The organism is Mesorhizobium sp. C399B (assembly GCF_030323185.1).
Taxonomy (GTDB): domain Bacteria; phylum Pseudomonadota; class Alphaproteobacteria; order Rhizobiales; family Rhizobiaceae; genus Mesorhizobium.
The window spans coordinates 1,028,794-1,051,847 of sequence record NZ_CP100472.1 but is presented as its reverse complement, the minus strand read 5'-3'; the positions used below and the strand labels follow the sequence as shown (position 1 = coordinate 1,051,847).

At 63.4% G+C, this 23,054-nt stretch carries 23 protein-coding genes; 12 read left to right on the top strand and 11 right to left on the bottom strand.

The annotated features are described in order from the left end of the window. Positions 1–42: 42 nt before the first annotated feature. Positions 43–501: an Lrp/AsnC family transcriptional regulator gene (locus NLY36_RS05105; RefSeq protein WP_023682177.1), complete on the bottom strand. Its 459-nt coding sequence runs from the start codon at positions 499–501 to the stop codon at positions 43–45. Positions 502–624: 123 nt separating this feature from the next. Between NLY36_RS05105 and NLY36_RS05100 the strand changes: the two genes are divergently transcribed. Further along, positions 625–1,908, top strand: coding sequence for a cystathionine gamma-synthase family protein (locus NLY36_RS05100; protein WP_023729374.1), 1,284 nt, complete (start codon positions 625–627; stop codon positions 1,906–1,908). Positions 1,909–2,154: 246 nt separating this feature from the next. On the opposite strand, the gene NLY36_RS05095 is transcribed toward NLY36_RS05100, so the two are convergent. The 3 genes from NLY36_RS05095 to NLY36_RS05085 all read right to left on the bottom strand — a co-directional run bounded on the left by NLY36_RS05095 (position 2,155) and on the right by NLY36_RS05085 (position 5,991). Then, positions 2,155–3,804, bottom strand: a complete 1,650-nt coding sequence (locus tag NLY36_RS05095; RefSeq protein WP_023735984.1) for a thiamine pyrophosphate-binding protein — start codon at positions 3,802–3,804, stop codon at positions 2,155–2,157. Next, on the bottom strand, positions 3,801–4,976 hold the full coding sequence (locus tag NLY36_RS05090) for a CaiB/BaiF CoA transferase family protein (protein WP_023668227.1): 1,176 nt from the start codon (positions 4,974–4,976) through the stop codon (positions 3,801–3,803). The genes NLY36_RS05095 and NLY36_RS05090 overlap by 4 nt, the downstream gene beginning before the upstream one ends. Positions 4,977–5,058: 82 nt before the next feature. After that, on the bottom strand, positions 5,059–5,991 hold the full coding sequence (locus tag NLY36_RS05085; protein ID WP_023735983.1) for an alpha/beta fold hydrolase: 933 nt from the start codon (positions 5,989–5,991) through the stop codon (positions 5,059–5,061). A 140-nt stretch (positions 5,992–6,131) separates the two neighbouring features. Here NLY36_RS05085 and NLY36_RS05080 point away from each other — a divergent pair, with 140 nt between their 5' ends. From NLY36_RS05080 to NLY36_RS05065, 4 genes are all read left to right on the top strand, one after another. After that, positions 6,132–7,022, top strand: coding sequence for an alpha/beta fold hydrolase (locus tag NLY36_RS05080; protein WP_023735982.1), 891 nt, complete (start codon positions 6,132–6,134; stop codon positions 7,020–7,022). Further along, positions 7,019–7,468, top strand: coding sequence for a MarR family winged helix-turn-helix transcriptional regulator (locus tag NLY36_RS05075; protein ID WP_023714791.1), 450 nt, complete (start codon positions 7,019–7,021; stop codon positions 7,466–7,468). Before NLY36_RS05080 ends, NLY36_RS05075 begins: the two co-directional genes overlap by 4 nt. Positions 7,469–7,566: 98 nt before the next feature. Beyond that, a complete protein-coding gene (locus tag NLY36_RS05070) occupies positions 7,567–8,580 on the top strand; it encodes a ribonuclease T2 family protein (RefSeq protein WP_023735981.1) in 1,014 nt (337 codons plus the stop codon). A gap of 70 nt (positions 8,581–8,650) precedes the next feature. Further along, the gene (locus NLY36_RS05065; protein ID WP_031194875.1) at positions 8,651–9,265 is read left to right on the top strand and encodes a hypothetical protein; all 615 of its coding nucleotides are present in this window, start codon (positions 8,651–8,653) and stop codon (positions 9,263–9,265) included. A gap of 5 nt (positions 9,266–9,270) precedes the next feature. On the opposite strand, the gene NLY36_RS05060 is transcribed toward NLY36_RS05065, so the two are convergent. Then, the gene (locus NLY36_RS05060) at positions 9,271–10,557 is read right to left on the bottom strand and encodes a GGDEF domain-containing protein (protein ID WP_023705571.1); all 1,287 of its coding nucleotides are present in this window, start codon (positions 10,555–10,557) and stop codon (positions 9,271–9,273) included. A 234-nt stretch (positions 10,558–10,791) separates the two neighbouring features. Here NLY36_RS05060 and ettA point away from each other — a divergent pair, with 234 nt between their 5' ends. From ettA to NLY36_RS05045, 3 genes are all read left to right on the top strand, one after another. Continuing rightward, complete coding sequence (ettA, locus tag NLY36_RS05055; RefSeq protein ID WP_023688009.1) at positions 10,792–12,441, top strand: energy-dependent translational throttle protein EttA; 1,650 nt, start codon at positions 10,792–10,794, stop codon at positions 12,439–12,441. A gap of 49 nt (positions 12,442–12,490) precedes the next feature. Beyond that, positions 12,491–13,261: a trans-aconitate 2-methyltransferase gene (gene tam, locus NLY36_RS05050; protein WP_023735980.1), complete on the top strand. Its 771-nt coding sequence runs from the start codon at positions 12,491–12,493 to the stop codon at positions 13,259–13,261. A gap of 131 nt (positions 13,262–13,392) precedes the next feature. Next, positions 13,393–14,514, top strand: a complete 1,122-nt coding sequence (locus NLY36_RS05045) for a beta-ketoacyl-ACP synthase III (RefSeq protein ID WP_023697038.1) — start codon at positions 13,393–13,395, stop codon at positions 14,512–14,514. On the opposite strand, the gene NLY36_RS05040 is transcribed toward NLY36_RS05045, so the two are convergent. Continuing rightward, a complete protein-coding gene (locus NLY36_RS05040) occupies positions 14,515–15,081 on the bottom strand; it encodes a methyltransferase family protein (protein WP_023668240.1) in 567 nt (188 codons plus the stop codon). It lies immediately after the preceding gene. Between the two features lie 196 nt (positions 15,082–15,277). Here NLY36_RS05040 and NLY36_RS05035 point away from each other — a divergent pair, with 196 nt between their 5' ends. Continuing rightward, positions 15,278–15,889 (top strand): MOSC domain-containing protein, encoded by a 612-nt coding sequence (locus tag NLY36_RS05035; protein ID WP_023735979.1) that lies wholly within the window; start codon positions 15,278–15,280, stop codon positions 15,887–15,889. A 59-nt stretch (positions 15,890–15,948) separates the two neighbouring features. Here NLY36_RS05035 and NLY36_RS05030 read toward each other — a convergent pair whose 3' ends face one another. Beyond that, positions 15,949–16,791, bottom strand: coding sequence for an SDR family oxidoreductase (locus NLY36_RS05030; RefSeq protein ID WP_023729364.1), 843 nt, complete (start codon positions 16,789–16,791; stop codon positions 15,949–15,951). A gap of 145 nt (positions 16,792–16,936) precedes the next feature. Then, positions 16,937–17,899, bottom strand: coding sequence for a D-amino acid aminotransferase (locus tag NLY36_RS05025; RefSeq protein ID WP_023668243.1), 963 nt, complete (start codon positions 17,897–17,899; stop codon positions 16,937–16,939). Between the two features lie 152 nt (positions 17,900–18,051). Between NLY36_RS05025 and NLY36_RS05020 the strand changes: the two genes are divergently transcribed. Continuing rightward, positions 18,052–18,558, top strand: coding sequence for a hypothetical protein (locus tag NLY36_RS05020; protein WP_023735978.1), 507 nt, complete (start codon positions 18,052–18,054; stop codon positions 18,556–18,558). 6 nt (positions 18,559–18,564) lie between these two features. On the opposite strand, the gene NLY36_RS05015 is transcribed toward NLY36_RS05020, so the two are convergent. Continuing rightward, on the bottom strand, positions 18,565–18,879 hold the full coding sequence (locus NLY36_RS05015) for a DUF2293 domain-containing protein (protein ID WP_023668245.1): 315 nt from the start codon (positions 18,877–18,879) through the stop codon (positions 18,565–18,567). Then, positions 18,876–19,382 carry a tRNA (N6-threonylcarbamoyladenosine(37)-N6)-methyltransferase TrmO gene (gene tsaA, locus NLY36_RS05010; RefSeq protein ID WP_023735977.1) on the bottom strand — a complete coding sequence of 169 codons (507 nt, stop codon included), beginning with the start codon at positions 19,380–19,382 and terminating at the stop codon, positions 18,876–18,878. The genes NLY36_RS05015 and tsaA overlap by 4 nt, the downstream gene beginning before the upstream one ends. Positions 19,383–19,549: 167 nt before the next feature. On the opposite strand from tsaA, the gene NLY36_RS05005 reads away from it, so the two are divergent. Then, entirely contained in the window at positions 19,550–20,572 is a 1,023-nt protein-coding gene (locus NLY36_RS05005) for an ArsR/SmtB family transcription factor (RefSeq protein ID WP_023735976.1), read from the top strand. Then, positions 20,572–21,489, top strand: a complete 918-nt coding sequence (gene metF, locus NLY36_RS05000) for a methylenetetrahydrofolate reductase [NAD(P)H] (RefSeq protein WP_023682156.1) — start codon at positions 20,572–20,574, stop codon at positions 21,487–21,489. Before NLY36_RS05005 ends, metF begins: the two co-directional genes overlap by 1 nt. 449 nt (positions 21,490–21,938) lie before the next feature. On the opposite strand, the gene NLY36_RS04995 is transcribed toward metF, so the two are convergent. Then, positions 21,939–22,856, bottom strand: coding sequence for a DMT family transporter (locus NLY36_RS04995; RefSeq protein WP_023682155.1), 918 nt, complete (start codon positions 22,854–22,856; stop codon positions 21,939–21,941). Positions 22,857–23,054: the final 198 nt, after the last annotated feature.

Here is a 23,054-nt window from a genome sequence, read left to right as displayed (position 1 = left end):
CCAGGCAATTTCGACCTCGAGAGCGGCGCCTTTGACCAAATGTCAGAGGCGCCGTTCCTTTATGGTGTTCATGACGAAGCTGGTCTCGATCGAAGCGACGCATTTCAGCCGCGCGATCTTTTCCTTGATGAAGCGCTCGTACTGTTCGAGGCTGCCGGTCACCACCTTCAGCACATAGTCGCGCGACCCGGTGACGAGGTGGCATTCCAGCACCTCCTCCCACCCGCGGATGGCGTCCTCGAACATGACGATCTCGTCCTCGTTCTGGCGGCTGAGCCGAACGGTGGCGATGGCGACCATGTTCCAGCCGAAGGCGGCCGGGTCGACCAGCGTGGTATAGCCCCGGATAATGCCGGCCTCCTCCAGCCGGCGTACCCTCCTCAAACATGGCGACGGCGACAGGCCGATGCGCTCCGCAAGCTCATTGTTGGTGATGCGGGCGTCGGCCTGCAGCTCGCGCAGGATCTTGCGGTCGAAATCGTCGGCTATCTTCTGCTGCACTTTTGCTCTCGCTCGGCAATTTGTTGCCGGGATGCAGCCATGCGAGGCCGAAAATAGCAAGGACTGGTGGACCGGGATCGCATAAATTGCTGGACGAGACTCCTCTAGAACGCAGGAAAAGCCATGACCGCGCCGCGCCCGTCGAAAACCCACATCGGCAACCACAAGCTCCATCCGGAAACGTTGATGTTGAGCTATGGCTTCGATCCGCAACTGTCGGAAGGCGCCGTCAAGCCGCCGGTGTTCCTGACCTCGACCTTCGTGTTCAAATCGGCGGAGGAGGGGCGCGATTTCTTCGACTACACATCCGGCCGCAAGGAGCCGCCGAGCGGCACGGCGTCCGGCCTGGTCTATTCGCGCTTCAATCATCCCAACTCCGAGATCGTCGAGGACCGGCTGGCGGTCTATGAGGGAACGGACGCCTGCATCCTGTTCTCGTCCGGCATGTCGGCGATCGCCACCACGCTGCTCGCCTATGCCCGTCCGGGCGATGTCATCTTGCATTCGCAGCCGCTTTACGGCGGCACTGAGACGCTTTTGACGCGCACGCTGTCCGGCTTCGGCATCGGCGCTGTCGGCTTCGCCGACGGCGTCGACGAGAAGGCGGTGCGGGCCGCTGCTGATGCAGCGGTGGCGAAGGGGCGTGTCTCGGTCATTCTCATCGAGACGCCGTCAAATCCGACCAACAGCCTGGTCGACATCGCACTGATCCGGAAGATTGCCGACGAGATCGGCGCAAGCCAAGGCTCGACGCCGATCATCGTCTGCGACAACACGCTGCTCGGCCCGGTGTTCCAGCGGCCGATCGAACATGGCGCCGATGTCTCCGTCTATTCGCTGACCAAATATGTCGGCGGCCATTCCGACCTGATCGCCGGTGCGGCGATGGGCAGCAAGGCGGTGACCAAGCCGATCAAGGCGCTGCGCGGCGCCATCGGCACGCAACTCGACCCGCATTCCTGCTGGATGCTCGGCCGCTCGCTGGAGACGCTGTCCATCCGCATGGAGCGCGCCAACGACAATGCGCGGCTCGTGGCCGAATTCCTGCGCGATCACGCCAAGGTCGAGAAGGTGCATTACCTGCCGTTCCTGGGCGAGGATACGGCAGCGGGACGGGCCTACAAGGCGCAATGCAGCGGCGCCGGGTCGACATTTTCTTTCGATATCAAAGGCGGAGAGAAGGCGGCCTTCGCATTTCTCAACGGGCTGCAAATATTCAAGCTGGCGGTGAGCCTCGGCGGCACGGAGTCACTCGCCAGCCACCCGGCGGCGATGACGCACTCCGGCATTCCCTTCGACGTGCGCCAGCGCATTGGCGTGCTGGAGACCACGGTCAGGCTGTCGATCGGCGTCGAGCATCCGGACGATCTTATCGCCGACCTGACGCAGGCGCTGGCAGCGGTCTGATAGCTCGCTTGTAGATATCAGGAAAGGGGCGATCGTCCTGGCAGCGTCGGCGGGACAGCACCCCCCTCTGTCCTGCCGGACATCTCCCCCTCAAGGGGGGAGATCAGCAGCTCTGACCATAGCGCCCTGTCTGCAACGCTGCAGATTGGCGAAGGGCGACATGACATCCAATCTCCCCCCTTGAGGGGGAGATGTCCGGCAGGACAGAGGGGGGTGTGACGGAACTCGGCTTTCGCTGCTAACTTCTCAGCTCTTGTCGCGGATCTGCGTCATCGTCCGCGTCGGCGTGATCGCCTCGGGATCGAGCCTGATTTCGACGATCGCCGGCTTGCCGCTGGCGCGGGCACGCTCGAAGGCAGGGGCAAAATCTGCCGTGTTCTCGACCGTCTCGCCGTGGCCGCCATAGGCGCGGGCAAGAGCGGCAAAGTCAGGGTTCTTCAGATCGGTGGCGACGACACGGCCGGGATAGTCGCGCTCCTGGTGCATGCGGATGGTGCCGTAGATGCCGTTGTTCACGACGATTACGATGATCGGCAGGTCGTATTGCACGGCGGTAGCGAATTCCTGTCCGTTCATCAGGAAGCAGCCGTCGCCGGCAAAGGCGATCACGGTGCGGTCGGGATGGAGCGCCTTGGCGGCGACCGCAGCCGGGGTGCCGTAACCCATCGAACCGGAGGTCGGCGCGCCCTGCGTGGCGAAGCGGCGAAAGCGGTGGAAGCGGTGCAGCCAGGTGGCGTAATTGCCGGCGCCGTTGGTGAAAATGGCGTCGTCGGGCAGAACCTTTTCCAGGTAATTCATGATCGGTCCCATCTGGACCGTGCCGGGGCCGGTCTCAGGAGGCGTCGACCAGTCGAGGTAGGCAGCGTGTGCTTTCGCTGTCTCATCCGCCCAGGCTGGCGCGGAGGCTGGCTTGCGCTTGGCGAAGGCTTCGACGAAGGCTGACGGCGCAGCGTTGATCGCCAGGGTCGGCCGGTAGACACGGCCGAGTTCGCCGGCATCGGCATGGACATGGACCAGCGTCTGGTCGGGATAGGGGCTTTTCAGCAACGTGTAGTCGGAGGACGGCATCTCGCCCATGCGGCCGCCGATCAGCAGCACCAGGTCGGCCTGCTTGATGGCGGTGGCCAGCGTCGGGTTGATGCCGATGCCGACATCGCCGGCATAGTTCGGGTGCAGATGGTCGAACAGCATCTGGCGGCGGAAGGAGCAGCCGACCGGCAGCGACCAGGCCTCGGCAATGGTGCGCATACGTGCCACCGCTTCCTCGTCCCAGCGTGTGCCGCCGAGGATGACGAAGGGACGCTTGGCTTTGGCCAGAAGCTTTTCCAAAGCATCGAGTTCGGCTTCGCCGGGCCGGGTTTCGACCGGCGTGTGCGGCAAGGCCGCGGGCGCGTCGACAAGACTGGTCAGCATGTCCTCCGGCAGCGAGACGACGACGGGGCCGGGGCGGCCCGATGTCGCGACAGCAAAGGCGCGGGTGACGAGTTCGGGGATGCGCGCGGCATCGTCGATCTCCACCACCCATTTGGCGATGTCGCCGAAGAAGCGCTTGTAGTTGACCTCCTGGAAAGCCTCGCGCTCCTTGGCGTGGCTGGCGACCTGGCCGATGAACAGGATGACGGGTATCGAATCCTGCATGGCAATGTGAATGCCGGCCGACGCATTGGTGGCGCCGGGGCCGCGGGTGACGAAGCAGATGCCGGGCTGGCCGGTCAGCCGCCCCTGGCAGTCGGCCATCATGGCGGCGCCGCCTTCCTGTCGGCAGACAATGGTGCGGATGGGCGAGTCATGCAATGCGTCGAGCACCGCGAGATAGGATTCGCCGGGCACGCAGAAGATGCGGTCGGTGCCGTTCGCCTCGAGTGCGTCGACAATCAGTTGTCCACCGGTCTTCATCGTCCAGACTTCTCCAGTTCGGCAAGAATTTCTTCGGTATGTTCGCCAAGGCGTGGCGAAGGGCGTTCATAGACCAGCGGTGTGCCGGACATCACCATCGGCGCGCGCACCGAGGGCAGACGATTGCCATGGCCATCGTCGAGGTCGAGGCGCATGCCGCGTGCGATCGTCTGCGGGTCGGCAAACATCTGGCCGATATTGTTGATCGGGCTCGCCGGCACGCTTGCCGCTTCGAGCTTGGCCAGCAACGGGTCTCGGTCCCAGTTCTTCAGCGTCTCGATCATGTGCTCGCGCAATTTCACCCGGTTGGCGACGCGGGCCGGATTGGTGGCGAAATCGGGATTCGCTGAGAGATGGTCGAGTCCGACGGCGGCGCAGAATTTGGCGAACTGGCCGTCATTGCCGACCGCCAGGATGATATGGCCGTCCCTGACCGGGACAACCTCATAGGGCGCAATGTTCATATGCGCATTGCCCATCTGCACCGGCGCCTTGCCGGAGACGAGATAGTTGAGGTTCTGGTTGCCGAGTGCGGAAATCTGCGTGTCGAACAGCGCCATGTCGATATGCTGTCCCTGGCCGGTCTTTTCGGCATGGCGAAGCGCTGCCTGGATGGCGATCACCGAATAGAGGCCGGTGAAGATGTCCGATATGGCGACGCCGGCTTTTTGCGGCTCGCGCCCGACCTCGCCGGTGATCGACATCATGCCGGCCATGGCCTGGATGATGAAATCATAGCCGGCGCGGGGTGCGTAAGGCCCATCCTGGCCGAAGCCGGTGATCGAGCAGTAGACGAGCTTTGGATTGATCGCCTTCAGGCTCTCGTAATCGAGCCCGTATTTCTTGAGGCCGCCGAGCTTGAAGTTCTCGATCAGAATGTCGGCCGTGGCAACCAGCCGGCGCACCGTCTCGGCCCCTTCGGGCGTCGAGAAATCGACGGCGATGGAGCGCTTGCCGCGATTGCAGGAGTGGTAATAGGCGGCCGACAGGTTCTCGCCATCATGGCTCATGACGAAGGGAGGACCCCATTTGCGGGTATCGTCGCCGCCATCGGGGCTCTCGACCTTGATGACATCGGCGCCGAGATCGGCCAGCAATTGTCCTGCCCAGGGGCCGGCCAGGATGCGGGCGAGTTCGACGACGCGGACGCCTTTCAGCGGAGGTTCAGCCATAAATCACCAAAAACGGGTCGGAACCGCAGCCTCTATCAACCCGGGATGCCGCTGTCACGGGCCTTGCGGTGGGCCAGCGATGTCAGCGTTTGAGCACGCTATCGGCCCAGGCAGCGAAATCGTCCATGACGACATCGCGGTTCACCTCGTTCAAGCTTTCGTGGCGGGTGTCGGCGTAAACCTTTGAAACCAGATTCGAAAAGCCCATCGCACGCATGCGCTTGGCGAGATGGTCGATGCCCTTGCCATAGTCGGAGGCCGGATCCTTCTCGCCGCCGACGATGCTGACGGGCAGGTCGCGCCTGATGCCGGCAAAGCCCGCATCCTTGCCGCCTTTCTGCGCCATCTCCACGACATCGCGCCACATCGAGATCGAGGCATCCCAGCCGCACAGCGGGTCGGCAATGTACTTGGCCACTTCAGCCTCGTCGCGCGACAGCCAGTCGAACGGCGTCTTGTGGTTGGGCACCGCCTTGCCCCAGGCCTGGAAGGTCAGTTTGGGCAAGACGCGTGAGGGGACATCGGAGCCGAGCCTGAAGCGCTCATAAGCGAGGATGGCGAGCGCAAGCCGGCCGAGCAAGCCTTGTGAGAAATTGCCGTTCCAGATCGCCGCGGCGTGGACGCGCGGCGAGTGCGCCAGCAGGTAGTTGAGCGCCACCGACGCACCCATCGAATGGCCGAACAGGATGACCGGCAGGCCGGGCTGCTCCCTTGCGATCAAATCGTGGACGGCATCGACATCGGCGATCACCTTGGCCGGGCCGCCTGTGCCGGCGAACCTGCCGAGCGGGGCATCGGGCGCCTTGGTCGCGCCATGGCCGCGATGGTCGTGGACGTAGACATGAAAGCCGCGGGTGCTGAGGTAATCGGCGAAGCGGGCATAGCGCGCCGCATGTTCGGCCAGGCCGTGATTGACCTGGACTACCGCGCGTGGAGAGCCCCCCGCGTGCTTCACATAGAGGTTGAGCGTGGCCCCGGTCGGAGAGGCCAGCGTCGTCTGCTTGTCAAATGCCATGTCTCGCTCCTCGGCGACTGTTGGGCGACGGCGGGACCGACGTCAAGGGGAGGTCGAAATCAGCCGGGGTCACTATTGACAGCTTGCTGTCAATTTGGTTATATGACAGCATACTGTCAAATTACATCGGGAACATGAGTATGAAAACCGTTTCGACCGTTTCGCGCCGCGCGTTTCTGCTGGCGAGCCTTTCATCCGCAATGCTCCTGCCCGGCATTGCTTCCAGCCAGACCAGGGAGATGACCATGAAGACCTCAACCATTGCCGGCCCGCAGGGCCAGCTTGCCGGCTACGACATCAAATCCGGCGACGGCCTGCCGATCCTGTTCGCGCATGGCGACTGCAGCCGCGCCACACAGTGGAACCGGGTGATGCAGCTCACCGCAGGTGGCCGTGAGGCGGTCGCCTTCGATTTTCGCGGCCATGGCGCATCGGCGCCTGCAGCTGATGCCGACTACGGCTATGACGGCCGTGCCGACGATATTGGTGCGGTGGCCGATGCGTTCGGCCTGAAGCGGTTTGTCCTCGTTGCACATAGCGGCGGCAGTGGGGCCGCGCTCGCCTATGCCGCCGGCCATGCCGACCGTGTTGCCGGCATCCTGCTGGTCGATCCGGCGACCGATCCGCGCGCCCTGCCCAAAGAGATTCGCGACGGGTTCGTGCGCGATCTGGCGGGGCCAAACGGCGGCGATGTCCTGAGCGCTTATTACACCTCGATCGCCGGCTCCAACCCAGATGTCCGCAAACAGGTCATCGCCGATGCGGCGGTGGTCGATCCGGCGGCTCGGGCAGGCGTCGGCAAGGCGCTGGCGGAATGGAATCCCGAACCGACGCTCGACGCCTATCACGGGCCGATCTTCGTGCTGGCCACGGAGGCCAATGACAATGCGGCGGCCCTGTTTCGGCTGCGCAGCGGAATTGGCCACAGAACCGTCGCCGGTTCCGGCCATTGGGTGATGCTTGACAAGCCGGAGGCGGTGGCTGAAGCCGTCAACACTTTCGTTTCCACCATCGAGGCCGGCCAGAAATGACAAGCAGGACCGAAGCCGGAGATGTGCTCACCGAACTGGTGCTTGCCGTGTTCCGGCTGAATGGCGGGTTTCTCGACGCGGCCGACCGGCTGGCGGAGCCTGCCGGGTTGACGGCGGCGCGCTGGCAGGTTCTGGGCGCGGTGCTGAAGGAGCCGAAATCGGTTGCCGACATTGCCCGCCACATGGGGCTTGCCCGCCAGAGCGTGCAGCGCCTTGCCGACATTCTGGCCGCCGAAGGGCTCGCCGCCTATGCGGACAACCCGGCGCACCGCCGCGCCAAGCTCCTGGCGATGACCGATGCGGGCCGGGCCGCGATCAGGGATATCGGCACGCGCCAGCATGTCTGGGCCAACCGCATCAGCGAGGGCATCGAGCCTCGCGTGCTTGAGACCGCGCTTGATCTGCTGCGTATGTTGACGAAGCGGGTCGAGGAGGGCGGGGTCTGATCGACCGAGCGATTGTTTTTTGCGGCGGACGAAAGAAATCGTAATTCTGACATGTCACACGTTTCTAGCTTGCGCTATGAAACGCTAGGAGTGCTGGAATGCGGATATCGGCGATATGGGGTGCGGTGTTGGTGGCGCTGGCCGGTGTCGGCCTAGCGCGCGCCGATGTGAAGATGAGCGGCTCCTTCGTGGCCGATGCTGCCTGTCCAGCAACGCAGGCAATCAAGAGCGGCAAGAACCCCGGCAATATCGCGACAACGGCTGGACAGAGCTACGACCTCCTGGCCGGCAACAAGGATGCGCCGACGCATTACCTCATCCGCGTGCCGGGCGCCGATCCTGAGCGTCGCTGGGTCAAGATCAGCTGCGGTCATGTCACCGGCGGCAGCGCAGCCGCCCAGCCGGCCGCGCCCGCCGATCAGGGCAAGCCTGCGGCGCCGGCTTCAGGAAAACCCGAATATGTTTTCGCGCTGAGCTGGCAGCCGGCCTTCTGCGAAACCAAGTCGAGCAAGCCCGAATGCCAGGCGCAGACGGCGGGCGGCTTCGACGCGTCGCATTTCACATTGCATGGGCTCTGGCCGCAGCCGAACGGCAATTTCTATTGCCAGGTGCCGGCGAGCGACAAGGCCAATGACAATCCGGCCCATTGGGCAGACCTGCCGCCGGTCGATCTCGATGCCGCTACGCGCGCCGAGCTCGACCAGGTTATGCCGGGCACCGCCTCCAAGCTCGAACGGCATGAATGGATCAAGCACGGCACCTGCTACGGCAAGAGCCAGCAGGAGTATTTTGCCGAGGCGCTGAACCTGATGCGGGCGGTGAATGCCTCGCCGGTGCGCGAGCTCTTCACCAGGAATGTCGGCAAGCAGCTGACTTCGGACCAGATCCGCAGCGCCTTCGACAGCGCCTTCGGCGCCGGGTCGGGCGCGCGGGTGCGTGTCTCCTGCCTGGTCGATCCGTCGAGCGGCAGGCGGCTGATCGGCGAGCTGACGCTCGGCCTGACCGGCCCGATCGGCCCCGACAGTTCGCTGGGCACTCTCATGCTCGCCTCGGCGCCGACGACCAAGGCGGGCTGTCCGAAGGGCTCGGTCGATGCGGCCGGGTTCCAGTAGGATATCCGTCTGTCGCTTGGCAGTGACGCGGTGATATGGTCTGGATGTGTTTCATTCGGCGGGGGTGGCGATGAGTGGCATGACATCAGGCGCGCTGGCGCGGCTGGCTTTCTGGGCCAGGGGGATGACCGCCATTAAAGACGGCCGCATGGAATGGCCGGGCTTTTCCTATACCGATGCCGAGTGGGCGCGCATGCGCGTGCTTGCCGCGCCGATCGGGGCAAGCCGCTACCAGCTGTTCACTTGGGTCAATGCCGCGATCTTCATCGCCATTGCCGCGCTCGGCATCGTCTGTGTCTTCCTGCCGCTGGCGACACTTTTGTTTCCGGTGCCGGCCGACACCAGCGCGCTCAAATTCTCGGCTCTGCTGGCGGCGTGTGCCTTCCTCATAATCGGGCTCGGCTTGCCGATCTCCATGCGCCTGTCGAGCGCGTTGGCCATCTCTCGGGAGATGCGCGCCGGTCTTGTCGGCGAAGCCGGTGACGAAGCGCTGGCAGCAAAAGTGTCTTGGCAGATCAACCGCATCATGCTGGTCATGTGCGGCCTGCTGGTGCCCGGCATTCTGTTGTTCATCGCTTATGACATCGATGCCAGTCCGATCATCACCGTGCTGAAATGGCTGGCCATCGCGCTGATAGCCGTTTCAGTTGCGGTCGGCGCGTTGCAGCAGCGCAAGCGGAGCTGACAGCCTTATCCGCTGACGCCACGCGTGGGCAATGTCCACGCAGTTAGGTCTTCGGCATCGTCATGCGCTTCGCCGACGACGCGGTCACGCCCGGTGGACTTGGCCCTGTAGAGACGCTCGTCGGCAAGGGCGAAGAGATCGGCAAGCGAGCCTACGGTCTCATCGACAGTGGCGATGCCGGCGCTGACGCTGATGTCGAACCGGTTTACGCACGCTTTGACGGCCTGGCGGAGGTTTTCTCCGAGCAACCTGGCGACCGCATGCGGCTGCGAGCAAAGGATGGCGAACTCCTCGCCGCCGATCCTGAAAACCTGATCGTGTGCGCCGGCCGCCTGGGTCAGCACCTGGGCGATCGATCTCAGCACCCTGTCGCCCTCGGCATGGCCGAAGCGATCGTTGATCGACTTGAAATGGTCGACGTCGACGATCAGCAGGCTGAGCGGTTGGGCCGTGCGCAGGCTGACGGCAACCAGACGTTCGCCGTCGCTGTCAAAGCGTCCCCTGTGCAACAGGCCGGTGAGGCCGTCGCGGCCGACATGTTCGACCAGGGCTTCGTAGCGCTCGCGATAGGTCAACGTGTCGAAGACGTCGGACAGCCCGCGGGGTGCCACGACCTGACGCGTTTCGAACCATCTGAGGTAGGCGACAAGCATGGCGCTGTAGGCAAAAGCGGCACCCATCTTGGCCAACCAGCCGCCGAAGAAGACCGCAATCGGTGCGCCTGCGACGAAATGCAGGGCGGTGAAAAATCCGGCCTGGTCGAAGGTGAGCACGCAGGCGACGCAAATCAGGATGCGGGAGAACGGCGCCTTGCGCAGATAACGCCCGAGCTTTTCGTAAAGCAGGATGATCAGGATGGCGTCGATGAAGAGCAGCGTCGTGCCCCACACCATCAGCCAGCCCAACTGGTCGATGAAACCGATATCGGGAAGCTTGCCGTCGGAAAGGGCTGAAATATCGTGCAGGCGCAGGATCAGGACCAGCCCGATCATCAAGGCGTTGCCGAGCAAAAGGCCATAGATCGGCTGGCGCACCGTGGCCGCATCTTCCTTCATGTAGAGGAGAAGCAGCATCACCAGCTTGCCGGAAAACAGCACCGCCGAGCCTGGCGAGACCATGCCGAAGGGCAGGGCGACATAGAAGACGCTGGCGAGATAGGTTTCGAGGAAATGCATGGCGCCCAGCGCGCAGACGAAGACGCCGAGGCCGATGCGATCCCTGAAGCGGAACAGCGTGACCATGACGCTGAAGTAGACGACCGCTTCGGCAAGGAGCAGGAAACTGTTCAGCACTACCTTCGGTCCGATCTTTACTTTCGATCGCGACAGGCCAGCGATCGATCCTGTTTTGACGCTGAAGGGTTAACCGGGGATTTCAACGCTCCCTACAACCGGCGGAAAACTTAACGTGCGGTGTACACCCGGCTTGAAATGGCAAAAGCGATTGCCGTTCGGCCCGGCATCGCCTACATAGCGGCCAACCTCCATTCAATCCGACATTTCGGTCAATCATCAAGGAAAGCGCGCGTGGCACGCCAGTTCATCTATCACATGGCCGGCCTCAACAAGGCCTATGGCACCAAGAAGGTGCTTGAGAATGTCCATCTCTCCTTCTATCCCGACGCCAAGATCGGCATCCTCGGCCCCAACGGCTCGGGCAAGTCGACGATCCTCAAGATCATGGCCGGGCTCGACAAGGAGTGGAACGGCGAAGCGTGGCTCGCCGAAGGCGCCACCGTCGGCTATCTCGCGCAGGAGCCGGCGCTCGATGCCAACAAGACGGTGTTCGAGAACATCATGGAAGGTGTCGCCGCCAAGACCGCCATCATCGAGCGCTACAACGAATTGATGATGAACTACTCCGACGAGACGGCTGACGAGTCGGCCAAGCTCCAGGACGAGATGGACCGGTTGAACCTGTGGGATCTCGAACAGCAGGTCGAGATGGCGATGGAAGCGCTGGGCTGCCCGCCCAAGGATTCCGAGGTCACCAAGCTTTCGGGCGGTGAGCGCCGCCGCGTCGCGCTCTGCCAGCTGCTGCTGCGTCAGCCCGACCTCTTGCTGCTCGATGAACCGACCAACCATCTCGACGCCGAGACCACGGCGTGGCTGGAAAAACACCTGCGCGCCTATCCCGGCGCGGTGATGATCATCACCCACGATCGCTATTTCCTCGACAATGTCACCGGATGGATTCTCGAGCTCGATCGCGGCCGCGGCATTCCCTATGAGGGCAACTACACCAAGTACCTCGAAGCCAAGGCCAAGCGCCTCAAGCAGGAAGGTCGCGAGGACGACGCCCGCCAGCGCGCCATCGGTCGCGAACGCGAGTGGATCCAGTCCAGCCCGAAAGCCCGCCAGACCAAGTCCAAGGCGCGTATCCAGGCGTTCCAGGACCTGCTGGATGCAGCCGACAAGCGGCGGCCGAGCGATACGCAGATCGTCATTCCGCATGGCGAGCGGCTCGGCAATGTGGTGATCGAGGCGGAAGGCCTGTCGAAGGGCTTTGGCGACACGCTTTTGATCGAAGGCCTGGAATTCAAGCTGCCGCCGGGCGGCATCGTCGGTGTCATCGGCCCGAACGGCGCCGGCAAGACGACGCTGTTCCGCATGATCACCGGCCAGGAAACGCCGGATGCCGGCTCTGTCCGCATCGGCGAAACGGTGAAGCTCGGCTATGTCGATCAGAGCCGCGATGCGCTCGATCCGTCAAAGACCGTCTGGGAAGAAATCTCGGGCGGCGCCGAAGTGGTCAAGCTCGGCAAGTTCGAGGCCAACACCCGCGCCTATTGCGCATCGTTCAACTTCCGTGGCGGCGACCAGCAGCAGAAGGTCGGCAACCTCTCCGGCGGCCAGCGCAACCGCGTGCATCTGGCAAAAATGCTGAAGACCGGCGGCAATGTGCTGCTGCTCGACGAACCGACCAACGATCTCGACACCGAAACGCTGGCGGCGCTCGAAGACGCGCTGGAAAATTTTGGTGGCTGCGCGGTCATCATCTCGCACGATCGTATGTTCCTCGACCGCCTGGCCACCCACATCCTCGCCTTCGAGGGCGACAGCCATGTCGAATGGTTCGAGGGCAATTTCGAGGACTACGAGCAGGACAAGATCCGTCGTCTCGGCCCCGAAGCCGTCAACCCGCACAGGATGACGTACAAGAGGTTGACGCGGTAAGGGAGCAACCGGGGCGACGAATTTCTCAACCGATACGAGGAAAGCTTGAATGACCGACTGGTCAGCCGCCCAATATCTGAAATTCGAGGATGAGCGCACGCGGCCCGCGCGCGATCTTGTTGCGCAGGTGCCGGTGGATTTCCCGCGCCGGGTGGTCGACATCGGCTGCGGCCCGGGTAATTCGACCGAGCTGCTGGTCGAGCGCTGGCCGGATGCTGATATCAGCGGCTTCGACACCTCTCCCGACATGATCGAGAAGGCGAAGGCGCGCCTGCCCAGCGTCAATTTCGACCTCGCCGATGCCTCGACATGGCGACCGGCCGAGCCGGTCAACGTCATCTTCGCCAACGCGGTATTCCAGTGGCTGCCCACCCACCCGGTAGAGTTCCAGCGGCTGATGGGCTTTCTCGCCCCCGGTGGCGCGCTCGCCGTCCAGATGCCCGACAATCTGCTTGAGCCGTCGCATCAGGTGATGCGCGAGACGGCCGCCGAAATGCCGTTCGCCGCCAAGATGGCAGGTGCTGCGCGCGGACCGCTGCCGGCGGTGTCGTTCTATTATGATCTCTTGTCGCCGCTCTCCGACCGGGTGGATATCTGGCATACAGCCTACAATCATCCGCTGACCGACGCCGAGGCGGTCGTCGAATGGGTGAAGTCGACGGGGCTGAAGCCTTTCCTCGATCCGCTGGACGCCGGCGAGCGCAAGACCTTCCTCGACAGCTACACGGCCAAGATCACCGCGGCCTATCCGAAGACCGCAAACGGCAAGGTGCTGCTGCGCTTTCCGCGTATCTTCATCGTCGCCAAGCGGGCCGGCTAGCACTCCCGATGACATCCGGCCACAGCCTATGGTTTAAGCCGGCGTAAACCGGTGGGGTGAGAAAAGTGTTGTGTCGCGCCCCTTCGTCGTTCACATGAGAACGACAACGCCTGCGCATGGACGGACTGGATATGCATCGCGTCATCATCAGCGGCATTGGCGTTGAAATCCCTGAAGCCAAGATCACCAATGAAGAACTGGTCGCCAGCTTCAATGCCTGGGTCGACACCGAGAATGCACGCCGGCAAGGCACGGATGAGACGCTGCTGCAGAAATCCGACAGCGCCTTCATCGTCCATGCCTCGGGCGTCCAGACCCGGCATGTGATCGAGCGCGAAGGCATTCTCGATCCGACCCGCATGGCGCCGCGCATTCCGGCGCGGCCCGACGATGCGCTGTCGCTGCAGGCCGAGTTCGGCGTCGCCGCAGCCAGGAAGGCGCTCGACCATGCCGGCCTGAAGCCGTCCGACATCGACCTGGTGATCTGCTCGGCCTCGCACCAGCAGCGGCCCTATCCGGCGATCGCCATCGAAATGCAGGAGGCGCTGGGCACCAAGGGCGCCGGCTTCGATATGGGGCTTGGTTGTTCATCGGCCGCGGCCGCCTTGCACATTGCGGCCAATCTGGTGCGGGCGGGCGCGCACAAACGCGTGCTGGTGGTCACGCCGGAGATCATCACCGGCCATCTCAATTTCCGCGACCGGCAGACGCATTTCATCTTCGGCGATGCGTCGGTGGCGATGGTGGTCGAGGGGCTGGCCAGGGGCGAGAAGCGGCCGGGGCGCTTCGAGGTGCTGGACACGCGCACCTGGACGCAGATGTCGAACAATATCCGCACCAATCTGGGCTATCACACCCGCACCGCCCAGGACGATCCTTACATGATCAACCTCGAAGGCAATCTGATCAAGCAGGTCGGCAACAAGGTGTTCAAGGAAGTCACCGTCGCCGGCCACAAATTCATTGTCGAATTCCTCGCCGAGCACGGGCTGACGCCGCAAGCCATCAGGCGCTTCTGGCTGCATCAGGCCAATGCGCGCATGAACGCCATGATCCTGAAACTGGCCTTCGGCCACGAGGTCGACCACGACCGCGCGCCGATGGTGCTGGAGCGGCTCGGCAACACCGCCGGCGCCGGCGCCATCATCGCGCTGTCGGAAAACCACGCCGACATGAAGCCCGGCGATTTCGGCGTGCTGTGCGCCTTCGGCGCCGGCTATTCGATCGGCGGCGCGCTTTTGCAGATGCTGTAATCAGGCCGGCATGAACGGCACCAGCATCGGTACGCTGCGGGCATAATCGTCATAGGCGTTGCCGAGTTCTCCGCGCAGAAAGCGTTCCTCCAGCCTTGCCTTCATGACGATGCCGATGGTGAGAAGAATCGCGCCGGCGATTCCCCAGACCGTGCCTTTGGCCGCCATTGTGGCAAGCATCGCCAGAAGCAGTCCGGTATAGATCGGGTGGCGGACCATTCTGTAGGGACCGGTGTCGACGACACGGTGCTCGGCCTTGGCCGTCACCGAAGCCGACCAGAGACGGCCGAGATGCAACCGCGCCCACCAGGCGAACAACAGGCCAACGGCAACAAGCCCTGCGCAGATCCACGCTTCGGCAAGGGTCGGAAACCAGAATCGCAGCCGGCCGGCATAGCCATGCGCGGGAATGAACAGCAGCACCGCGCCGATCAACCACAAAGCGCGATAGCGAAGCTCCTCCTGGATGCCGGCACGCTTTTTCGCCGGGTCGGCCCAGAAGGCGGCTAGAAACCAGGACACGACCCAGATCAGCCAAAGCAGCGCGATTGCAGTCCCGGGACGCATGGAAACCTCCGCAGACTTGTCTCACCATGAGGCCGGTGCAGCACGGCGGCAATGCGGCGCAGTACGATAGGATATGCGATCCGCGGTAAGAAGATCGTGATCGGCTGCCATCAGCCCGCTTGATCGGATCATCATTGCTTTGGACTGGACCGGGCTCATGGCTATCGCTAATGCGACCTTGCACAAGGAGTAAGCCATGCTGGATCTTTTCCCTGAGGCTCCGATCGAGATCATTTCAGCGCGAAAACTCGTAGCCAGGGTGACGGCGCTCTACGCCGCACCGTCGAATCACTTCCAGACGCGCCCAGTGGAAGGATTGCAACTCGGTTTCGAAGGCATCGACGGCGACTTCCACGCCGGCGCCACCCGTCGTTCCGGCGGTCGCGAACCCTGGTATCCGCGCGGCACCGAAATCCGCAACGAGCGGCAGATATCAATCGTAGCAGCGGATGAACTCGCCGTCGTTGCCGAGCGGATGGGGCTGGCCGAGGTCAAGCCGGAATGGATCGGCGCCAATCTGCTGATCGAAGGCGTGCCGCATCTCTCGATGCTGCCGTCAGGCACGCTGCTGTTCTTTAGAGGTGGCGTGACGATCAAGGTCGATGCGCAGAACGGGCCTTGCCGGCTTGCTGGACGTTCGATCGCCGAAAACGCCGGGATGGCCGATCGGGAGGCCGGCGCGCTGGCCTTCCCGAAGGCGGCGAAACGGCTGCGCGGCCTCGTTGCCTGGGTCGAGAAACCGGGTCGTATGACAACAGGGGAAGAGATCTCGGTGCGCGTGCCCGAGCAGTGGATTTATCGATCCTAGTACCGGGCTAGGGCACGGGCTGCGCCGCCGGGGCGACGCAGCCGGATTTCAAGACGCGCTCAGGCCGCCTTGCGGTTCTTCTTGGCGCCCTGCGCCTCGACGGAAACGTGGTCCCACTTTTCCCACAGCGCGATGCGGTTGGCGTATTCCTGCTTGATCATCGGCAGGCCGCCATCGCCGAAGAAGACGCGCAGCGGCGGCTCGGCCGCGTCGACGATTTCAAGCATCGCCGGTCCGGTGGCCTCGGGGTCGCCGGCGACCGAGTTGGCGCGGCGTTCCGCCATCTTGGCGCGGGCCGGCGCGTAAGCCTCGATCGCTTTGGAGACCTTGGCCGAGGCGCCGGACCAATCGGTGGAGAAGCCGCCCGGTTCGACAAGCGTCACATGGATGCCGAATTCGGCGACCTCGATGCTGAGCGACTGGCTGAAGGCTTCGAGCGCCCATTTCGAGGCATGGTAAAGGCCGAGCGACGCAAAGGCGTTGACGCCGCCGATCGACGAGATCTGGATGATGTGGCCGGAGCCCTGCGCCCGCATGATCGGCAAAGCCGCCTGGGTGACCCAGAGCGCGCCGAACACATTGGTTTCGATCTGGTCGCGGGCTTCCTGTTCGCTGACTTCCTCGATGGCGCCGAAATGGCCATAGCCGGCATTGTTGATGACGACGTCGAGCCGGCCAAAGCGCTTGTGCGCCTCGGCGATGGCCGCTTCGACAGCCTTCTTGTCGGTGACGTCGAGCTTGATCGCGGCGACATTATCGCCGTATTTCGCGACGAGATCGGCGAGCGTGCCGGCATCGCGCGCGGTTGCGGCGACACGGTCGCCGCGAGCGAGTGCGGCCTCGGCCCAGACTCGGCCAAAGCCTTTCGACGATCCGGTGATGAACCAAACCTTGCTTGTCATGACGTGGAATCCTTGCCCATGCGGGCCGTGAACTGGGAAGCGGAGGCTTCTCCGCTTCCGCGATATACGGTGCGTCGAGCGATTTTCCAGAGGCGAGGGGGAATCTTTTTGGTCACGTCATCGTGTGGAGCAGGACCTTCGCCGGTCAGGGATAGCGCACCGGGCTCGACCAGGCCGGGTCGTCATGCTTTTGCCAGTAGAGCGCCATCAAGCGCTTTGTGATCCCGCCTATCTTGCCGTCGGCGACAGCAGCGCCGTCGATCACTGTCACCGGCATGATGCCGCCGGCGGTGGAAGTGATGAAGACTTCGTCGGCAGCCTTCAGCGCGGCAACGCTGACGTCGACGGCCGTGGTGGGAAGCGCTGCCTCGGCGCAGAGGTCGAAGACGGTGCGCCTGGTGATGCCGGGCAGCACGCCGGCGGCTGGCGTCGACAGCCTGCCGTCCTTGACGCAGAACACGTTGAAGCCGGGGCCTTCGGCGACATTGCCGTTGAAGTCGAGAATCAATGCGGTTTCGGCCCCACGGTCATAAGCGTCGTAGAGGCCGCGCACGAGGTCGAGCCAGTGGTAGTTCTTGATCGCCGGATCGATCGAGACCGGCGGAATGCGCACCTTGTCGCTAATGGCGACATGCAGGCCGCGCCGCAACTGCTCGGCATTGGCGACCGAGCCGAAGGGAACTGCGAAGGCCATGAAGCGGTTGACCGCCTGGCGCGGATCGCGGCTGAAGGTCGGCGAGGCGCCGCGTGTGCACAGCATTTCGACATAGGCGGCGCGATGGCCCGACAGCGCCACGCAATTGTGCAGAATCTCGGCCACACCATCGCGGTCGGACGGGATCGTCATGCGCAGTTTTTGCAAGCCGGCGAAGAAGCGGTCGAGATGCAGGTCGAGTCGGAAGAAGCTCCCGTCCCAGACATGCACGGTGTCGTAGGTGGCGTCGGAATGCAGAAAGCCCCAATCCAGCACCGAGATCTTGGCTTGCGACATCGGCAGATACTGACCATCGAGAAAGGCGATGCCGTCGGGATAGGAATGCGGATCGATATGGCGATCCGACAAAGCCGGCAATGGCACAATGCTACCGGCTGCTGCGCTTCGGTTCATGGCGATTGGTCCCTTCGGCTTGATGCGGCAGATTCAAGCTAGTGGTCCCCTGCAGGCGGCATAGGGCCACCCAACCATCGCTGTTTGTCCTAGGTAGCACATTCGATATGCCCTATGGTCCGGCTTGAAAATATCCGGCCGGGAGGGGCAAAATGGGCAGATCTTTTCGGACCATCAGCTTTGCAATTTTCCTCGTCTTCGTCACTGGCCATGCCTTCGCGCAATGCGCTCGCGAGGGCGAGGCGCTGTGCCAGAACGGCCAGACCTATCGTTGCGAGAAGATGGGCAGCGAGCTGACGCCGATCTTTCAGAACGTGCCTTGCGTGGTCAACGCGGCGGGGCTCAACGGCGTCTGGACCGGCAGCGGTCATCAAAGTCCGGCCGGGGCTGCCGGCGCCGATTGGGCGATCGCAATGACAATCGGCGATGGCGCCGCGTCGATCGACTATCCGTCGCTCGGCTGCGGCGGATCGTTGACCCAGATTTCTCGCGACGACAGTTCGGCGGAATACCGGGAAAACATCAGCTACGGCCAGGACAAGTGCATCGACGGTGGCGGCATCACCGTCCGATTTTTCAAAGGGAACCTGTCCTGGACCTGGGTTGGCCAGGCCGACGGCCAGCCCTACAATGCGGTTGCCGTATTGAAGCGACGGTAGCTGAAGTTATTCCTCTTCGTCCTCTGCATCGAGCAGGCGCGTGGCGCGCCAACGGGTCAGCACCATGTTTGTTTGCTCGATGACGAAGAACCGCGCCGAGTCGCGGTCATAGCCCTCGGCCAGCAGCTTTTCATAGTCGGTATGGCCGTGCCTGATATGGGCGATCGTCGCCAGCCAGACCGCGATGCCCGGCGGCAGCGTCTTCATGTGCACGGCGCCGGCCTCGGTGCGGATTTTCTCCATATCGGCATAGGGCGCCAGGGGCAGCAGTGCGGTCAGCGCCTTGGCGATGGCGCGGCGGCGGCCGGTGGGCGCGCTCATTTTTCGTCACGCCCGGCAATGGTCGCCTCGGGAAAGGCGTCGGTCGAGGCGAAATAGGGCTTGATGTCGATCACCGGGGTGCCCTCGAGCACATCGATGGCGTCGATGGCGATGCGGCCGTGGTCGATGTCGACGGCGATCAGGCCGGCGATATGCAGCCCGACTGGGTTCGGCCGGGCAGGGGAGCGCAGCGAGAAAACGCCTTTCGGCTCAGCCGCATGGCGGGGTCTCTGGACAATCAGTGCCCGCGGCGCGTGATGCAGCCAGGACAGGATGACGATGTGGCTGGCCCGCTCCAGCGCAAGCAGGCCGTCGCGATAGGCAGGGTCGATGAGAACCGTGGCCGCCTGTCCGGCCTCGCGCGCCGCGCGCATGTTCTTTGGGCAGGTTTGCCTGGATGTCCATGGCGAGGCGATGCGGCCGATGAACACGATATGGCCATCCGCCGGCATGTCAGCCGGGTCAGTCTGCAGGAGCTTTTCGCCGTCGCGCTTCTCGAACATGGCTTTCGCCCTAGCACAAGTTTCCAGCCGATCGTCAGGGAAAAGCGGTTCTCTCAGGCGGGGATCATGTGTGCGGCATTTTCTTGTCAGGAAGCGACATAGGCCTTGCCATGTCGTCAAAGCTGACATAAACATATGTTTATATCTTTTTCAACGAGAACGCGCCGATGCATGTTTCGCTCGATACGATGGTTGATACGTTGAAGGCTGCGGCCGAATCGAGCCGGCTCCGCATCCTGGCGCTGCTGTCGCGCGGCGATCTCACCGTGTCCGACCTCACCGAGATCCTCAGCCAGTCGCAACCGCGGGTGTCGCGGCATTTGAAGCTGCTGCTGGAGGCCGGGTTGATCGGCCGCTACCAGGAGGGCTCGTGGGCCTTCTTCCGGCTGTCGGATACGGATTCCGCGCGCGACTTCGTCATGGGGCTGGTCTCTGGCATTCGCGGCGCCGATCCACAGGTCGAGCGCGATCTCGAGCGGTTGGCATCGGTCAAGCGCAAGCGCCAGGACCGTGCCGCCGAGTATTTCTCCGAGAACGCCGCCAGCTGGGATCACATCCGCTCGCTGCATGTGCCGGACCGCGCGGTGGAAGCCGCACTCCTCAAGCTGGTCGGCAAGCGGCCATTCCAGTCGATGCTAGACCTCGGCACCGGTACCGGGCGGCTGCTGGAGATATTTTCGCCGCTCTACCGGCGCGGTGTCGGCATCGACATGTCGCGCGAAATGCTGACGGTGGCGCGGGCCAATCTCGACAAGGCAGGCATCGCCAATGCCCAGGTCCGCCAAGGCGACATTTTCGCGCCGCCGGTCGAGCGCGACGCCTTCGACCTCGTCACCATCCATCAGGTGCTGCACTATCTGGACGATCCCGCCCGCGCCATCCGCGAGGCGGCAAGGCTGCTGCGCCCGTCGGGCCGGCTGGTGATCGTCGATTTCGCGCCGCATGCACTGGAATTCCTGCGCGACCAGCATGCGCATGTCAGGCTGGGCTTTTCCGACCGCCAGATCTCCGAATGGTTTGCCGATGCCGGGCTCGATCTCGAGGATGCCCAGGAATTCGAGCCGCGCGGCGGCAACGAAGCCAGGCTCACCGTCAAGCTGTGGCTCGGCCGCGACCGCCGCATGCTGATGGCCGAGCCTTCAAATGACACCCAACCCACCAAAGCGTACCCTATGGGGGAAATCGCCTGATGAACCAGTTCCGCTTTTCCCGCCGTCCCGACATTGGCGACAAGGTCCGCGTCTCCTTCGAGTTCTTCCCGCCGAAGACCGACGAGATGGAAGCCAGGCTCTGGGACACCGTCACCAGGCTGGAGCCGCTGAAGCCGAGATTCGTCTCGGTGACCTATGGCGCCGGCGGTTCGACGCGTGAGCGCACGGCCCGCACGATCAAGCGCATCCTGAACGAGACGACGCTGACGCCGGCGGCGCACATGACCTGCGTCGACGCCGCCCGCCATGAGGTCGACGCCGTCGTCCGCGAATTCGCCGACATGGGCGTGAAGCGCTTCGTTGCGTTGCGCGGCGATCCGGCGGCGGGTGTCGGTACGGCCTACCGGCCGCATCCCGATGGCTATGCCAATGGCGCCGAACTTGTCGGAGCGCTGAAGGACGCCGGCGATTTCGACATCTCGGTCTCGGCCTATCCCGAAAAGCACCCGGAAAGCCCCGACTTCGCCACCGACTTCGACATGCTGAAGCGCAAGGCGGATAATGGCGCGACGCGGGCGATCACCCAGTTCTTCTTCGACAACGATCTCTACGAGCGTTATGTCGAGAAGGCGCGCCGTGCCGGCATCTACATCCCGATCGTGCCTGGCATCCTGCCGGTGCACAATTTCACCCAGGTCGCCAATTTCTCGGCGCGCTGCGGCGCGCTGGTGCCGGCATGGCTGGCCGAGCGTTTCGAAGGGCTGCACAACGATCCGCAGACGCATGCGCTCGTGGCGTCTGCCGTGGCGGCCGAGCAGGTGCTCGATCTCGTCGAGCGCGGCGTCAGCGACTTCCATTTCTACACCATGAACCGGGCCGACCTGGTGTTTGCCATCTGCCATATGATCGGCATCCGCTCCCATGAAACAGAGGCAGCTGGATCCGCCGCCGCCTGAGCTTCATCGTGGTATGAAATCTGAAATGCAAAAGGCCGGGCGAAACACCCGGCCTTTCGAATTTGTGGGCTATTGCTGCTGTTCTTCCGCTCCGGCGGTTACGGAAGAACACCTATGATAAGGGCGCCAATGAAGGCAAATGCAGCACAGATCATCAATGCGTTGATTGGCCTCGTAAGTCCCATGTCATAGTCTCCTCTTCAAGAGCTATGGGTGGAGTCTAGGGGCATTTGTGCCACAGGCAAGCGGAAAATATGCTGCAATGCGACGCGATTGTGGAATTTGCGACCTGCCACCTGTCGTTAAGCCTTGAAACTCTTCGGCAAAAGCCGCTGGCAGCCTGTGAATAAATTGTGACGCGGCCGTGGCGAAAGCGAGGCATGGCAGCGCTACCAGACCTAAAGCGCGTCGTTGTTCCAAAACCGCTGCGCACTTTTGGTCGACAGGCATTAGCGCCGACCAAACAACCGCCCGTCGATCGTCACCAGGCCAAGCGCGATCAGTGCCATACCGCAGAACTCGAACAGAGCGAGCCGCTCGCCGAGGAACAGGAGGCCGAGCAGGATGGCGCTGGCCGGGACGATGAGGGTGACCAGCGAGGCGTTGGTGGCGCCGGCCGAGGCGACGAGGTTGAAATAGAGGATGTAGGCGAAGGCGGTGGAGAGCAGCGCCAGCGCCAGCACCGCCGTCCAGACCGGCGGCGAGGCCGAGAACAGGCCGGCCGGGCCATAGGTGAGCAGCACCACCGGGATCATGATGATGGTCGACGCCGTCAATTGTCCGGTGGCGATGACCGGCGAGGGCACGCCCTTGAAGCGGCGGGCAATCATCAGCGCGACGGCGTATGACAGCGAGGCGCCGATCAGCGCGAATTTCGCCCAGACCGGGCCGCCGAGCCCGGCCAGCAGGCCGGGGCCGATCATGACAGCGGTGCCGGCGATGCCGAGCCCGATGCCGGCAAGCTTGTTCCAGGAGAGCTTTTCGTCCGCTGTCAGCGCGTTGGCGAGGATCAGCGTCCAGAACGGCGTCGTCGCATTGAGCACCGAGGCGACGCCGGCGCCAAGCGCGGTCTGGCCGGCAAAGATCAGCGAGAACGGGACGACATTGTTGGCGAGCGCCAAAAGGAAAAACAGGCCGGCATGCGGGAAGGCGAGGCGGAAGGACGGACCGCGAATGCCGAGATAGAGCTGAAGTGCGATGGCCGCGATGGCAACGCGAAACAGCACCAGCACCAGCGGGTGCATTTCGGCAACGGCGATGCGGGCAAAGAAGAACGAGCCGCCCCAGATGGCGCCGAGCAGCAGAAGCTGTCCCCAGTCCCTCAGCGTCATCGGTCCGCGCTGCACGGCTGTCGTGGCTATTGCCATCGTGAACGTCCTTCCCCGCGGCATCAATGCCAGCCACTCAGGCAGAAGGCATATCGGGTCCGGCGACAAGAGCCACCCGAAACCTGATTGCTGGCAACAGTGCTGCCAGGAGGGTGCGCCGCTGGGTCAGTGCCCGCCAGACACAGAATTGTTTTCTTTGGCCGCTAGCTTGGATTAATTGTGCGCAGCCGAGAAGTC

Coding starts and splice junctions, on each gene's coding strand:
- NLY36_RS05100 (WP_023729374.1), top strand. CDS start 625: ATGACCGCGCCGCGCCCGTCGAAAACCCACATCGGCAACCACAAGCTC.
- NLY36_RS05095 (WP_023735984.1), bottom strand. CDS start 3,804: ATGAAGACCGGTGGACAACTGATTGTCGACGCACTCGAGGCGAACGGC.
- NLY36_RS05090 (WP_023668227.1), bottom strand. CDS start 4,976: ATGGCTGAACCTCCGCTGAAAGGCGTCCGCGTCGTCGAACTCGCCCGC.
- NLY36_RS05085 (WP_023735983.1), bottom strand. CDS start 5,991: ATGGCATTTGACAAGCAGACGACGCTGGCCTCTCCGACCGGGGCCACG.
- NLY36_RS05080 (WP_023735982.1), top strand. CDS start 6,132: ATGAAAACCGTTTCGACCGTTTCGCGCCGCGCGTTTCTGCTGGCGAGC.
- NLY36_RS05075 (WP_023714791.1), top strand. CDS start 7,019: ATGACAAGCAGGACCGAAGCCGGAGATGTGCTCACCGAACTGGTGCTT.
- NLY36_RS05070 (WP_023735981.1), top strand. CDS start 7,567: ATGCGGATATCGGCGATATGGGGTGCGGTGTTGGTGGCGCTGGCCGGT.
- NLY36_RS05065 (WP_031194875.1), top strand. CDS start 8,651: ATGAGTGGCATGACATCAGGCGCGCTGGCGCGGCTGGCTTTCTGGGCC.
- tam (WP_023735980.1), top strand. CDS start 12,491: ATGACCGACTGGTCAGCCGCCCAATATCTGAAATTCGAGGATGAGCGC.
- NLY36_RS05045 (WP_023697038.1), top strand. CDS start 13,393: ATGCATCGCGTCATCATCAGCGGCATTGGCGTTGAAATCCCTGAAGCC.
- NLY36_RS05040 (WP_023668240.1), bottom strand. CDS start 15,081: ATGCGTCCCGGGACTGCAATCGCGCTGCTTTGGCTGATCTGGGTCGTG.
- NLY36_RS05035 (WP_023735979.1), top strand. CDS start 15,278: ATGCTGGATCTTTTCCCTGAGGCTCCGATCGAGATCATTTCAGCGCGA.
- NLY36_RS05030 (WP_023729364.1), bottom strand. CDS start 16,791: ATGACAAGCAAGGTTTGGTTCATCACCGGATCGTCGAAAGGCTTTGGC.
- NLY36_RS05025 (WP_023668243.1), bottom strand. CDS start 17,899: ATGAACCGAAGCGCAGCAGCCGGTAGCATTGTGCCATTGCCGGCTTTG.
- NLY36_RS05020 (WP_023735978.1), top strand. CDS start 18,052: ATGGGCAGATCTTTTCGGACCATCAGCTTTGCAATTTTCCTCGTCTTC.
- NLY36_RS05015 (WP_023668245.1), bottom strand. CDS start 18,879: ATGAGCGCGCCCACCGGCCGCCGCCGCGCCATCGCCAAGGCGCTGACC.
- tsaA (WP_023735977.1), bottom strand. CDS start 19,382: ATGTTCGAGAAGCGCGACGGCGAAAAGCTCCTGCAGACTGACCCGGCT.
- NLY36_RS05005 (WP_023735976.1), top strand. CDS start 19,550: ATGCATGTTTCGCTCGATACGATGGTTGATACGTTGAAGGCTGCGGCC.
- metF (WP_023682156.1), top strand. CDS start 20,572: ATGAACCAGTTCCGCTTTTCCCGCCGTCCCGACATTGGCGACAAGGTC.
- NLY36_RS04995 (WP_023682155.1), bottom strand. CDS start 22,856: ATGGCAATAGCCACGACAGCCGTGCAGCGCGGACCGATGACGCTGAGG.